Here is a 13,376-nt window from a genome sequence, read left to right on the forward strand (position 1 = left end):
GTTCGCCGGACCGGGTGTAACGCCTATTTGCGGCCCGTCCATCCTGTTTGCGTCACGAAAGCCGTTGAACCGCCCATCGCGCCGCATCCGCCACCGCCGGGTCCGGATCCTCCGCCAGCCCTTGCGCCACTTCGCGCAGCTCCGCCAGACCGGAATTGCCAATCGCGTAAAGCACATTGCGCACAAAGCGGTCGCGCCCGATGCGCTTGATCGGCGAGCCGGAAAACATCGCCCGGAACGCGGCGTCATCCAGCACCGCAAGCTCCGCCAGCTTCGGCGCGTTCAGCTCCTCGCGCGCGGCATAGCGCATGTCGCTGGCGGCAACCGCAAACTTGTTCCAGGGGCAGGCCGCCAGGCAATCGTCGCAGCCATAGATCCGGTTGCCCAGTTTCCCGCGCAGCTCTTCGTCTACTGGCCCCTTGTGCTCGATGGTGAGATAGGAAATGCAGCGCCGCGCATCAACCTGGTAGGGCGCCGGGAAAGCATCCGTCGGGCAGCTGTCCAGGCAGGCCCGGCAGGACCCGCAGCGGTCAGGTTCTGCCTTGTCCGCAGGCAGCTCCAGCGTGGTGAAAACAGACCCTAAAAAGGCCCAATTCCCCCAATCCCGGCTCACCAGATTGCTGTGCTTGCCTTGCCAGCCCAGCCCTGCTGCCATGCCCAGCGCCTTCTCCGGCACCGGCGCGGTGTCGACAAACACCTTCACTTCGCAATCCTCGCCAGCCTCCGCAATCAGCCAGCGCGCCAGCCGCTTCAGCCGTTTCTTGACCAGGTCGTGGTAATCCTTGTTCCGGGCGTAGACAGACACCGCACCGCGGTCCGCTTGCCCCACCACCGCCATCGGGTCTTCCTCAGGCGTGTAGCTTTCGGCCAGCATGATCACCGACCGCGCCTCGGGCCACAGCTGCGCCGGATCGCCGCGCCAATGGGTACGCTCCGCCATCCAGCCCATCTGCCCGTGATAGCCCGCGTCGAGAAACGCCTGCAGCCGCCCCGGCACCTGCGGCACATCCCAGGGCCGGCAGATGCGGCAGGACACGAACCCCTCGGCCAGCGCCTGCGCCACCAGTCTGTCCTTGATGCCGGCTCCGTCTTTCATCTTTGCCCAAATACTCCGGGGGAGCGGCCCATCAGGCCGCGGGGGCAGCGCCCCTCACCCCGCTTGATATCAGAAATCCAGATCGGTGTAATGCGGCGGCGGCCGGAACCCCGGCACCTGATCCGCCAGGATCGAGCGGAACGCAGGCCGCGACTTGATCTTGGCGTACCAGTCCTTGACCACCGCCGAGCGGTTCCAGTCCACATCCGAAATATAGTCCAGCGACGACAGATGCGCCGCCGCGGCGAAATCCGCCAGCGTCATCATATCCCCCGCCAGCCAGCGCCGGTGGTCCAGCAGCCAGGCCATGTAATCCAGATGGTATTTAATCGCCTTGGCGCCGGCCTTGACGTTGCGGCTGTCGGGATAGCCCTCGCCGGTGATCTTCTTGTTCACCCGCTCATAGAGCAACTTCGATGTCACCTCGTGGTGGAACTTGTCGTCAAACCAGCTCACCAGGCGGCGCACTTCATAGCGGCCGGCGGCATCCTTGGGCATCAGCGCCGGCTCTGGGCGGGTTTCCTCCAGATATTCGCAGATTGCGGCGCTCTCGGCCATCATCTGGCCGTCCAGCCGGATCACCGGCACCTTGGCGGCCGGGTTGCGGCGCAGGAAGTCCGGATCCTGCTCCCAGTAGCGCTCCTCGACCAGTTCAACCTCGATCTTCTTCTCTGCCAGCGACAGCCGCACCTTGCGGCAATAGGGGGACAGGGGAACGTGGTACAGGCGCGCCATGGCTACAGGGGGTCTCCAGAAAACTTACAACGGTTGGTTCAGCAATGCCTTGGGCGGGGCAAAGATTCAATCCTCGAAACAATCGGCCCGCCCGTCTGCGCGAATGGTGGCCGCTCCGTCCTGGATCTGCCGGGCCCGGCGCTGCACAAAGTTTGACGGCTTGCGGGCCGAACGCTCCTTGGGGTTGGGCAGCACGGCGGCAATCAGCGCCGCCTGCCGGGCGCTCAGCTCGTCGGGGCCGACCCCGAAATACTTGCGCGCCGCCGCTTCGGCGCCGAACACGCCCTCATCCATTTCGGCGACGTTCAGGTAGACCTCCAGGATGCGCCGCTTGCTCCAGACGATCTCCACCACCGGGGTCAGCAGCGTCTCCAGCACCTTGCGCGGCCAGCTGCGGCCCTGCCAAAGGAACACGTTCTTCACCACCTGCTGCGAAATGGTCGAGCCGCCGCGGCTGCCGCCGGCCTCGATTGCCGCCTGGATGGCGCGGGCATCAAAGCCCCAATGGCGGCAGAACTGCGCATCCTCCGCCGCCACGACTGAGCGGGCCAGCACCGGCGAGATTTCCTCCAGCGGCACCCACATCCGGTCCACCTCGCCCAGGCGGCGCTGCTCGGCCCAGATGGTATGGGTGATCGGCGGGTTCACCACCGAAAACAGCAGAATGAGAAAGAGAAACACCGCGGCAAGCGCCAGCGCGCCCCGCAATGCCCAGCGCCGCAGCCAGCGCAGCGGCTGAATCTTCAGCTTCGCTGTCTTCTTGCTGCTCTTGGTTTTCTTCTTTTTTGCAACTGCCTTGGCCATGCCCCTCTATAGGACGGCCGCGAAGCATTCACAAAGGAACAGTTTGCTTGACGCCGCATTCCGCTGATCCGCGCGCCTGGGGCCGGCCCCGCCTGCAGCTGCGGCACAAACCTCCCGGAAAATTCCGGCTGGCAGCGGGAGGCCAGCAGATACGAAAAGCCCCGCAGGCACGGCCTGCGGGGCTTGGTTTCATTCTCTAAGCAGGCTTATTCCGCCGGAATAGCCTCCTGCTCCTGCATCACCGGATGCGGCAGCTTGTCGAGCATCTCTTTCGGGCAGACCTGCAGGAAGTTCGCCTTCTCGATGTCCCAATGCTGCAGGATCTCTGCCGCCTTGCGGCTGCCGGTTTCCTCCAGATGGCGTTCGATCAGGGTTTTCAGCTCTGCCTCCCAATGCGCCACGGCAACCGGGCAGGTGACCAGCGATTCCATGTTCATCAGGGTCTCGGCCTTGCCCTCCGGATCGTACAGATAGGCCATGCCGCCGGTCATGCCGGCGCCGAAGTTGGCACCGATCGAGCCCAGGATCACCGCAACGCCGCCGGTCATGTATTCGCAACCGCAGGCACCGCAGCCCTCGATCACCACCTTGGCGCCGGAGTTGCGGACCGCAAAGCGCTCGCCCGCGCGGCCGGCCGCAAACAGGTAGCCATCGGTGGCGCCGTACAGCACGGTATTGCCGATGATGGTGTTCTCGGACGCGGTCAGCGGGCTCACCTGCGGCGGGCGCACGACGATGGTCCCGCCCGACAGGCCCTTGCCGACATAGTCGTTGGCGTCGCCCGACACTTCCAGCTTCAGCCCCGGCGCTGCAAAGGCGCCCAGCGACTGGCCGGCGGACCCCTGCAGTTTCACCGTCAGGTGATCCGGCTGGAAGGAGTTCCGCATGCCGAAGTTGCGCACGATATGGCTGGAGGTGCGGGTGCCCACGGTGCGGTGGGTATTCTGCACCGCATAGGATAGCTGCATCTTCTCGCCGTCCTGCAGGAAGCGGGCGGCATCGCGCACGATTTCCGCATCCAGCGTGTCCGGCACCGCGTTGCGCTCCTTGTCGCGGTTGTAGGCGATATTGGCGGAGCCATCGACGGTGATCAGCAGCGGGTTCAGGTCCAGGTCGTCCAGATGGGCAGAACCGCGCGACACCTGCGCCAGCAGGTCGGCCCGGCCGATCACCTCATCCAGCGAACGGGCGCCGATGGAGGCCAGGATTTCGCGCACTTCCTGGGCGTAGAAGGTGATCAGGTTCACCACCTTGTCCGCGTTGCCGGTGAACTTGGCACGCAGGCTCTCGTCCTGGGTGCAGACGCCGACCGGGCAGGTGTTGGACTGACACTGGCGCACCATGATGCAGCCCATGGCGATCAGCGCCGCGGTGCCGATGCCGTATTCCTCGGCCCCCAGCATCGCTGCCATCACGATATCGCGGCCGGTGCGCAGGCCGCCGTCGGTGCGCAGCGTCACCCGCTCGCGCAGGTTGTTCATCGCCAGCACCTGATGCGCCTCGGTCAGGCCCATCTCCCACGGCAGGCCGGCGTATTTGATCGAGGTCGCAGGCGACGCCCCGGTGCCGCCGTTGTGGCCCGAAATCAGGATGATGTCGGCCTTGGCCTTGGCAACGCCTGCTGCAATGGTGCCAACGCCGGAGGACGCCACCAGCTTCACCGTCACCTTGCAGCGCGGGTTGATCTGCTTCAGGTCGTAGATCAGCTGCGCCAGATCCTCGATCGAGTAGATGTCGTGGTGCGGCGGCGGCGAGATCAGCGTCACGCCCTTGGTCGAGTGGCGCAAGCGGGCGATCAGGTCGGTGACCTTCATCCCCGGCAGCTGGCCGCCCTCGCCGGGCTTGGCGCCCTGGGCCACCTTGATTTCCAGTTCCTCGCACTGGTTCAGATATTCGGCGGTCACGCCAAAGCGGCCCGACGCCACCTGCTTGATCTTCGCAGACGGGTTGTCGCCGTTCGGCTCCGGCACAAAGTGCGCCGGATCTTCGCCGCCCTCGCCGGAGTCGGACTTGGCGCCGATCCGGTTCATCGCCACGTTCAGCGTCTTGTGCGCCTCGGGGCTCAGCGCGCCCAGCGACATGCCCGGGGTCACGAACCGTTTGCGGATCGAGGTGATCGATTCCACTTCCTCGATCGGCACCGGTTTGCCCAGCGGCTTGATCTGCAGAAGGTCGCGCAGGTGGATCGGCGGGTTCGACTGCATTTTCGCCGAATACTGCTTCCACAGCTCGTATGAGGCCCTATTGCAGGCCATCTGCATCATATGCATCGAGGTCGCTTCCCAGGCGTGGGTCTCCCCCGACTTCCGCGCCTTGTAGAAACCGCCGATCGGCAGGACGCCTTCCGGCGCCTTCCAGGCCTTGGCGTGGATTTCCTCTGCCTTCACCTGAATGCCGCTGACACCGATGCCGGAGATGCGCGAGGTCATGCCCGGGAAATACTCGGCGCACATGGCGCGGCTGAGGCCCACCGCCTCAAAGTTCAGGCCGCCGCGGTAGGAAGACACCACCGAGATCCCCATCTTGGCCATGATCTTCAGCAGGCCCTGGTCGATGGCTTCGCGGTAGCGGGCAACATTGTCGGTCAGCGAGCCGTCCAGCAGGCCGCGCTCGATACGGTCGGCCAGCGAATCCTCAGCCAGATAGGCGTTCACCACGGTGGCGCCGCAGCCGATCAGCACCGCAAAGTAATGCGGGTCGATACATTCGGCAGAGCGGACGTTCAGCGAGCAGAAGGTGCGCAAGCCCTTGCGGGTCAGATGCGAATGCACGGCAGAGGTTGCCAGGATCATCGGCATCGCCACTTTGCCCTCATCCGAATACTGGTCGGTCAGCACGATATGGCCGGCGCCGGAGCGCACCGCCTCCTCGGCCTCGGCCCGGATCCGCGCCAGCGCCGCATTCAGCGAGCCGCGGCCCGGCGCAAAGGTGCAGTCGATCTCCGCCAGCGGCGCGTTGAACTGCTCCACCAGCTTGTCCCACTGGGCGTTGCCCACAAACGGGCTTTCCAGCACGATGATCTCGGTCTGCGAGCTGTCCTCGTCCAGCACGTTCTTCAGGTTGCCGAAGCGGGTCTTCAGCGACATCACCCGGAATTCGCGCAAGCTGTCGATCGGCGGGTTGGTCACCTGAGAGAAGTTCTGGCGGAAGAAGTGGCTCAGCGGGCGGTACTGCTTGGACAGAACCGCAGACGGGGTGTCATCCCCCATCGAGGCCAGTGCTTCCTTGCCGTCTTCGGCCATCGGCGCCAGGATCTGCTCCAGCTCCTCGATCGAATAGCCGGCCGCAACCTGGCGGCGGCGCAGCTCTTCGCCGCTGAACAGCGGCTGCTCCGTCACCTTGGCCAGGGCCGCGTCCAGATCGTTGATCCGCTTGACCCAGTCGCCGAACGGCAGCGCGCGGGCCAGCTTGTCCTTGATCTCGGTGTCGCGGAACAGCTTGCCCTTCTCCATGTCGACGGCCAGCATCTGGCCCGGGCCCAGCGCGCCCTTCTCGACCACGGTGGCCTCGTCAACCGGCACCATGCCCGCCTCGGAGCCCGCAATCACCAGCCCGTCGCCGGTCACCACATAGCGCATCGGGCGCAACCCGTTGCGGTCCAGGCCCGCGCAGACCCAGCGGCCGTCGGTCATCGCCAGCGCGGCGGGGCCGTCCCAGGGCTCCATCACCGAGTTGCAGTAGGAATACATGTCGCGCCAGGACTGGGGCAGTTCCACCGCCTGCTTGGACCAGCTTTCCGGCACCAGCATGGTCTTGGCCATCGGCGCGGAGCGGCCGGCGCGCACCAGAACCTCGAACACACCATCCAGCGCCGCGGAGTCGGACGCGCCGCCCGGCACGATCGGTTTGATGTCCTCGGCATAGTCGCCAAAGGTCGCCGACGCCATGCGGATCTCATGGCTCTTCATCCAGTTCAGGTTGCCCTTCAGCGTGTTGATCTCGCCGTTGTGGGCCAGCATGCGGAACGGCTGCGCCAGCCACCACTGCGGGAACGTGTTGGTAGAATAGCGCTGGTGATAGATCGCAAAGGCGCTCTCGAACCGATCATCCATCAGGTCCGGGTAGAACACCGCCACCTGCTCTGCCAGCATCATCCCCTTGTAGATGATCGAGCGGCAGGACAGCGACGCGATATACAGGCCCGAGATCGCCGCGGCATTGGCCGCTTTCTCGATCCGGCGGCGGATCACGTAAAGCTCGCGCTCAAAGGTTTCCTCGTCCACGCCCTTGGCGTTGGAAATCAGGATCTGCTCGATCTCGGGGCGGGTCGCATTGGCCTTTTCACCCAGGCAGGCCACATCCACCGGCACATGGCGCCAGCCGTAGATGGAATAGCCCATGCGCAGAACTTCGGTCTCGACGATGGTCCGGCAGCGTTCCTGGGCGCCGAAATCGGTGCGCGGCAGGAACACCTGGCCCACCGCCATCAGCTCATCCTGGCGCGGCTCATGGCCGGTGCGGCGGATCTGGTCATAGAAGAACGGAACCGGGATCTGCACGTGGATGCCCGCGCCGTCGCCGGTCTTGCCGTCGGCATCCACAGCGCCGCGGTGCCAGATCGCCTTCAGCGCATCGATGCCGGCCTCAACCACCTTGCGGCTTTTCTTGCCGTCAACCGAAACCACCAGGCCAACGCCGCAGGAGGAATGCTCTTCCTCCTCGGAATACAGGCCGTTATCAGCCATCCACTTGCGCTTGGCTTCCTCGGCGCGCACCCAATCGGCATCATATTTGGTCATTGGCTGTTTCCTTCTACGGAGGGGGCGAACATCTCGATCACGTCAGCGCCGGTCAGTTTCCGGCTGCTGCTGTCGAAGGCGTAGCCCGCTGGCTTCTTGTCGATGTAAAGTTCCAGGCGCAACTCGTTGCCGCCTGCGTTTTCAAAGAGGCCAGCCGACATCTGCGTCTGGCCCTTATGTTCTCCTGCGGTCATCCGGTACCACAGCGACGATCCGCATTTGCCGCAGAACGCCCGCTCGGCCCAGCCGGAGGACTCATAGGTCTGCACCGGGCCCAGCGCCGCATAACCGCTGGCCGCCTGAAAGCTCAGGTAAGGGCCGCTGGCCCAGCGCTGGCACATTTCGCAGTGGCAGGCGGAAATGGAAGCGCGCGCAGGGGTGGCGGTGACGGTTACCGCGCCGCACATGCATTGTCCCTTCAGTTCGCTCATATCCATTGTCCTTCTGCTGGCTGGGTCAGCATCGCTGACCTTGCTGCGTTTCCCGGCTGTTCCGCCGGTGCACAGGGGGTGCACAGACGGTGTACAGGGGGTGCCGGCCTATTCCGCCGCCACCGCGGCCTTGCTGTTGAAGTTTTCGATGATCGCTTCGGCGCAGTCACGGCCGTCCTTGATCGCCCAGACCACCAGCGATGCGCCGCGCACGATGTCACCCACCGCATAGACACCGTCCAGCTCGGTCGCGCCGGATTTGAACGCTGCCTTGATGGTGCCCCAGCGGGTCACTGGCAGCTCCGGCTGATTCCACAGGACGGGCAGCTCTTCCGGCTCAAAGCCCAGCGCCTTGATAACCAGGTCGGCCTCCTCGACATAATCTGCGCCTTCGATCACTTCCGGCGCCTGGCGGCCCGAGGCGTCCGGCTGGCCCAGGCGCATCTTCTGAACCATCACGCCGGCAACCTTGCCGCCTTCATCGGTGAAGCCCTTGGGCGCCGACAGCCACTCGAAGACCACGCCTTCTTCCTCGGCGTTCTGGGTTTCCCGCTGCGAGCCCGGCATATTGGCCCGGTCGCGGCGGTAAAGGCATTTGACGCTAGTTGCGCCCTGGCGGATCGAAGTGCGCACGCAGTCCATCGCGGTATCACCGCCGCCGATCACCACAACCTTTTTGCCTTCTGCATTCAGGCTGCCGTTGTCGAACTCAGCAACTTCGTCGCCAAAGCTCTTCTTGTTCGAGGCACACAGGAAGTCGATCGCCTTGACGATGCCTTCCGAGCCGCTGCCCGGCATCGCCAGATCGCGCGATTTATAGACGCCGGTGGCGATGATCACCGCGTCATGCTTTTTGCGGATTTCCTCGAACGAGATGTCCTCGCCCACGTTGCAGTTCAGGACAAAGGTCACGCCGCCGTCGGCCAGCAGCTTGTTGCGGCGCTCCACCACGTCCTTTTCCAGCTTGAAGCTGGGGATGCCGTACATCAGCAGACCGCCGGAACGGTCATAGCGGTCGTAAACAGTGACCTGCACCCCCGCCTTGCGCAGCATGTCCGCCGCCGCCAGGCCGCCGGGGCCGGCGCCGATGATGCCGACGCTCTCGCTGCGCTCGGCCAGCGGAGCCGCCGGCTTCACCCAGCCGTTTTCCCAGGCGGTGTCGGTGATGTATTTCTCAACCGAACCGATGGTCACGGTGCCATGGCCCGACTGCTCGATCACGCAGTTGCCTTCGCACAGGCGGTCCTGCGGGCAGATGCGGCCGCAGATTTCCGGGAAGGTGTTGGTGGCCTGGCTGGTGGCATAGGCCTCTTCCAGGCGGCCGGTGGCGGTCAGGCGCAGCCAGTCGGGGATGTTGTTGTGCAGGGGGCAGTGGCTCTGGCAATACGGCACGCCGCACTGGCTGCAGCGGCTGGCCTGCTCTTCGGCCTTGGCAGCAGCGTACTCTGCGTAAATCTCTTTGAAGTCTTCCTTGCGTACACTTGCGTCACGCTTTTCCGGCATGTCGCGTTCGATCTGCACAAATTTCAGCATCGGTTGCTTGGCCACGGGCTGGACTCCATCGTTTGTCTGGCTGCGCAGGCACCATTTCGGGTACGGATACGCTTTTATGTCAACTTTGCTGACCTATTTTGCCAGCGCTTAATTTCTGATACCGTGTTTGACGGAAATGTACAGGAATTTTAGGCCCGATTCGGACCTTAATATCTGCTTTCCAATCCAGTGCCGGGATTTATACAGAGTCGCGACAGTTTACCGCCCCTTCGAGGCCAGCAGGAGATGATTTGCGGATGCCGCTTTTCCAATTGATTCTGGTTGCACTTATCCAAGGCCTCACGGAATTCCTGCCCGTTTCCTCCTCCGGCCACCTGATTCTCTTGCCCGGCCTCACGGGCCTCGAAGATCAGGGCCAAGTAGTCGACGTGGCCGTGCACGCAGGCACCCTGGCAGCGGTTATGCTCTATTTCTGGGGCGACGTGCGCGAAGGTTTGCTTGGCCTGCCCCGCGCCCTTTCCGGCCGCACCGACACTCCGGGGTCCAAACTAGCGATGGGACTGATCATCGCCACTATTCCCACCGTCATGGTTGGTACCTTGCTATATTGCACCGGGCTCAGCCTGGCGATGCGGTCGATCACCGTGATCGGCTGGGCAATGCTGGGCTTTGGCCTGGTGATGTACTGGGCCGACCAGAAAGGCAGCGAAGAAAAACAGGCCGCTGACTGGGGCACGCGCGACGCTCTGATCATGGGCCTATGGCAGATGCTGGCGCTGGTTCCCGGCACATCACGCTCCGGTATCACTATTACTGGCGCCCGCCAGCTGGGTTACACGCGCGAGGAAGGTGCCCGGATTGCAATGCTGATGTCGATTCCATCGATCTTTGCCTCCGCTGTTCTGCTAGGTACTGGTGTAGCGCTGGAGGCCAATACCGCCCTGTTGCGCGATGCCGCCATTGCCGCGGCACTGGCGATGCTCTCGGCGCTTGCCGCGCTCAGCCTGATGATGCGGCTGCTGCGCTCGGTCAGCTTCACGCCTTATGTGATCTACCGGGTGATCCTGGGCACGGTGCTTCTGGCCATCGCCTACAGCAGCTGAACCGGAAAGGAAAAAGCGCGGGGCTGCCCCGCGCTTTCAAAGCTTCGACTCGTTTCGAAAATCAGGCGCCGTTACGCAGATTGCGGGCGGAGCTGGTCATCTCGTCATACTGGCCGGAGGGGCGGAACTTCCACAGGTAATCCGGCAGCACCGAGCCAGCGTTCACCGGGTCGATGCCCAGATCCGCAAAACCCTTGGCGCCGTCGGATACCACGTTGTCCGACTTCAGGCTTTTCAGCTGATCGCGGGTCAGCATCTTGTTCTCGATCAGCTGGAAGCTGGCGAACTGCAGCATGTCAAAGCCGAAAGCCACCAGCTTCGCCATGAAACCGGGCAGCGAGATGATGACGCGGCGGCGGTGAATGACCTCCAGCATCTGCTCCATCAGCGCGCGGAAGGTTTTGACTTCCGGCCCGCCCAGTTCATAGACTCCGCCTTCGGCCTCGCCCAGCGCGCCCTTGACCGCAGCCTTGGCCACATCATCCACAAACACAGGCTGGAACCTGGTGCCGCCTGCGGCAATCGGCAGGAAGGGCGACAGGCGGGTCATACCAGCAAACCGGTTGAAGAAGCCGTCCTCTGCCCCGAAGATCACCGAGGGGCGCAGGATCACCGCGCCCGGGAAATGCTGCTGCACAGCAGCTTCGCCGGCGGCCTTGGTGCGGGAATAGCCGCTGGCGGCATCCGCATCGGCGCCAATCGCCGAGATATGCACCAGATTGGCAACGCCCTGCTGCGACGCGATGCGCGCGATGCGGCCCGCGCCTTCGGCATGGATGGCACCAAAAGTGTTCTTGCCCAGCTCGTTCAGCACGCCAACGCAGTTCACCACTGCATCCGCCCCCTGCATCACCGACGCGACCGAAATATCGTCGCGGATGTTGCAGAACACCGGCTCCACCTGGCCCGGAACACCGTAGGGTTTCACATGCATGGCTTCATTGGGGCGGCGCACGGCGACCCGCACCCGCCAGCCTTCCTTGGCCATGCGCCGCGCGATGTAGCGGCCCACGAATCCGGATCCGCCGTAGATCGTGACCAGTTTGGACATCATTTGGCTCCTGAACTTAGCTGCAAGTATGCTCTAGCGCCGCAAGAGGCGCCGAACAAGGCGCAAATGGCCGCTGCTGCGGCCCAAGCGGCCTGCCTGCATCAGTTTTTCTGCCGGAGCGCCACTCCCTCTGCTATCCCGCCCCGGCGATCCTGAAAAAATCCGTTTGACGCCCCCCGGGAAGCTGCTTATACGCCGGTCCCACGACACCTGCCCAGGTGGCGGAATTGGTAGACGCGCTAGCTTCAGGTGCTAGTGTCCGTATGGACGTGGAGGTTCGAGTCCTCTCCTGGGCACCATTCCCCGAACATCATGAACATCAAAGTCACGGAGTTTTCCGCGGCTGGCGGAAGCGTGCTGCGCCAACCGTCCGAAATGAAAAACGGCAGGCCGTGCCTGCCGTTCATCACGGGTCTTCATTTGACCGGAAACCGGTGTCAGCTCACCGCTGTGACCGTGTCCTGTGTCTTGCCCCCTGCATCCTCGGCGGCCTCGACAATTTCCGCGTCCTCGACCGGCTCTGCGGACTTGTCCTCCAGCGCACCAGTGATCAGCGGCAGCATATGGGCGGCCGCCATGCTGGCAACCTCCGGCGTTTCGGGGCGTTTCCAGGACAGGGTGTCAAAGCTGGAGCAATGCTCGCAGACCGGCGCCCATTCCGCATGGATGTGGTTGCAGCTGTCACAGACCCACTGAGGCCCGCGCGGGGCGGTCAGCGCCTTGGCCAGCCAGCCCTGCACCACTTTGTCGCCGGCGCCTTCGCCGCGCTCGATTGCAGCCATCAGCGTCAGCGCGCGGGCATCCGGCGCCCGCTTCGCCAGATCATGCAGCCAGCGGCGGGCTTCGGGGAAGTCTTCGGCCACGATGTTCAGCTCCGCCATAACAAGGCGGGTCTCGTCGTTGAGCGGTTTGATACGCGCCAGCTGATCAAACCGCTGGACACGCTCGGCGGCGGTTTCTTCCGGTTCGATTTCCGCAAAGGCATGGGCCAGGTCCGGATGCGGCTGGCTTTCCCAGGTCTTTTTCAGCAGCCGGACGGCCGGGCGCTTCTTGCCCTTGGCAATATAGGCGCGGGCTGCCATGGCGGCAGCAGGGACCAGGTCCGGCGACAGGCGGTTCGCTTCGATCGCCTGCTCCTGCTGCTCGACCGTCGCACCCTCGTCCAGAATGCCCTTGGAGGCCGACAGCGCCAGCACCGCATCGCGGCGTTTGAACACATCGCGCGGCAGGGTGCCGGTCTTGAGCTTGGTCGACAGCGTTTTGCGCGCGCCGGCCCAATCTTCGGCCTGCGCCTGCAGACGCAGCAGCGTGTCCTGAACCTCCTCATGCTTGGGCCGCAGCGCCAGCGCCTTCTCAGCCAGCTGGCGGGCAGTCTCTGTGTCGCCTTCCGAAAGCTTCTGCTTCATGATCCCGCGCACCCCGACAAAACGGGTCGGCTGGTTCGCCAACAGACGTTTATAGGCCTCCGCCGCCTTGTGGGTGTCGCCGCTCATCTCAGCTGCCTGGGCCACCAGCAGATCGGTCAGCTCCGGCTTCTGCAGGTATTTCTCAGCCCGCGCTGCCTTGGCCAGCGCCAGGCGCCCCTCGCCCGAAGCCAGCGCCATCAGCCCGTCGGCCAGCGCCTTGTAGCCCTTGCGCTCGCGGCCCTTGTCCCAATAACGCGACAGGGCGGTTTCGTCGCCATTCAGGAAATGCAGCGTCGCAACCAGCAGCGACAGCAGTTTCAGGAACAGCCAGACGCCCACAACCAGCACACCCAGCGCGATAACGGATTGCAGCGCGCTTAGCGTGTATTCGGTGCCGGCGACGGTGATCTGCATCCCGCCGGAGGTTTCCATCAGCAAGCGGCCCCCAAAGGCCAGAAGCGCGACAATTGCGACAAATACGAGGATCTTCAACAACGACCAGAGCATGGCGGCTTCC

9 protein-coding genes and 1 tRNA gene are annotated in these 13,376 nt (G+C 64.0%); 2 read left to right on the forward strand and 8 right to left on the reverse strand.

Going from position 1 to position 13,376, the window contains the following annotated elements; translation table 11 throughout:
* Positions 1-52: 52 nt before the first annotated feature.
* The 6 genes from queG to KUW17_RS05955 form a co-directional block, all read right to left on the reverse strand.
* A complete protein-coding gene (gene queG, locus KUW17_RS05930) occupies positions 53-1,096 on the reverse strand; it encodes a tRNA epoxyqueuosine(34) reductase QueG (RefSeq protein WP_222476770.1) in 1,044 nt (347 codons plus the stop codon).
* Positions 1,097-1,165: 69 nt separating this feature from the next.
* Positions 1,166-1,831, reverse strand: a complete 666-nt coding sequence (locus tag KUW17_RS05935) for a glutathione S-transferase family protein (RefSeq protein ID WP_222476772.1) — start codon at positions 1,829-1,831, stop codon at positions 1,166-1,168.
* Positions 1,832-1,897: 66 nt separating this feature from the next.
* On the reverse strand, positions 1,898-2,635 hold the full coding sequence (gene mtgA / locus KUW17_RS05940) for a monofunctional biosynthetic peptidoglycan transglycosylase (protein ID WP_222476773.1): 738 nt from the start codon (positions 2,633-2,635) through the stop codon (positions 1,898-1,900).
* Between the two features lie 206 nt (positions 2,636-2,841).
* A complete protein-coding gene (gene gltB / locus KUW17_RS05945; RefSeq protein ID WP_222476774.1) occupies positions 2,842-7,374 on the reverse strand; it encodes a glutamate synthase large subunit in 4,533 nt (1,510 codons plus the stop codon).
* Positions 7,371-7,805, reverse strand: coding sequence for a GFA family protein (locus tag KUW17_RS05950; RefSeq protein ID WP_222476776.1), 435 nt, complete (start codon positions 7,803-7,805; stop codon positions 7,371-7,373). The genes gltB and KUW17_RS05950 overlap by 4 nt, the downstream gene beginning before the upstream one ends.
* Before the next feature lie 108 nt (positions 7,806-7,913).
* Positions 7,914-9,353, reverse strand: a complete 1,440-nt coding sequence (locus KUW17_RS05955; protein WP_222476781.1) for an NAD(P)-dependent oxidoreductase — start codon at positions 9,351-9,353, stop codon at positions 7,914-7,916.
* Positions 9,354-9,595: 242 nt separating this feature from the next.
* Between KUW17_RS05955 and KUW17_RS05960 the strand changes: the two genes are divergently transcribed.
* Entirely contained in the window at positions 9,596-10,402 is an 807-nt protein-coding gene (locus tag KUW17_RS05960; protein ID WP_222476783.1) for an undecaprenyl-diphosphate phosphatase, read from the forward strand.
* Between the two features lie 61 nt (positions 10,403-10,463).
* On the opposite strand, the gene KUW17_RS05965 is transcribed toward KUW17_RS05960, so the two are convergent.
* Positions 10,464-11,453, reverse strand: a complete 990-nt coding sequence (locus KUW17_RS05965) for a complex I NDUFA9 subunit family protein (protein ID WP_222476785.1) — start codon at positions 11,451-11,453, stop codon at positions 10,464-10,466.
* A gap of 212 nt (positions 11,454-11,665) precedes the next feature.
* Between KUW17_RS05965 and KUW17_RS05970 the strand changes: the two genes are divergently transcribed.
* Positions 11,666-11,752, forward strand: a tRNA-Leu gene (locus KUW17_RS05970).
* 138 nt (positions 11,753-11,890) lie between these two features.
* On the opposite strand, the gene KUW17_RS05975 is transcribed toward KUW17_RS05970, so the two are convergent.
* On the reverse strand, positions 11,891-13,366 hold the full coding sequence (locus tag KUW17_RS05975) for a heme biosynthesis protein HemY (protein WP_222476787.1): 1,476 nt from the start codon (positions 13,364-13,366) through the stop codon (positions 11,891-11,893).
* Positions 13,367-13,376: the final 10 nt, after the last annotated feature.

Source organism: Leisingera aquaemixtae (assembly GCF_019801145.1).
Taxonomy (GTDB): domain Bacteria; phylum Pseudomonadota; class Alphaproteobacteria; order Rhodobacterales; family Rhodobacteraceae; genus Leisingera; species Leisingera aquaemixtae_A.

Excerpts from the sequence above, each read along its gene's own strand:
- KUW17_RS05965 (WP_222476785.1), bottom strand. The coding sequence starts at position 11,453 with ATGTCCAAACTGGTCACGATCTACGGCGGATCCGGATTCGTGGGCCGC.
- queG (WP_222476770.1), bottom strand. The coding sequence starts at position 1,096 with ATGAAAGACGGAGCCGGCATCAAGGACAGACTGGTGGCGCAGGCGCTG.
- KUW17_RS05975 (WP_222476787.1), bottom strand. The coding sequence starts at position 13,366 with ATGCTCTGGTCGTTGTTGAAGATCCTCGTATTTGTCGCAATTGTCGCG.
- KUW17_RS05950 (WP_222476776.1), bottom strand. The coding sequence starts at position 7,805 with ATGAGCGAACTGAAGGGACAATGCATGTGCGGCGCGGTAACCGTCACC.
- mtgA (WP_222476773.1), bottom strand. The coding sequence starts at position 2,635 with ATGGCCAAGGCAGTTGCAAAAAAGAAGAAAACCAAGAGCAGCAAGAAG.
- KUW17_RS05935 (WP_222476772.1), bottom strand. The coding sequence starts at position 1,831 with ATGGCGCGCCTGTACCACGTTCCCCTGTCCCCCTATTGCCGCAAGGTG.
- gltB (WP_222476774.1), bottom strand. The coding sequence starts at position 7,374 with ATGACCAAATATGATGCCGATTGGGTGCGCGCCGAGGAAGCCAAGCGC.
- KUW17_RS05960 (WP_222476783.1), top strand. The coding sequence starts at position 9,596 with ATGCCGCTTTTCCAATTGATTCTGGTTGCACTTATCCAAGGCCTCACG.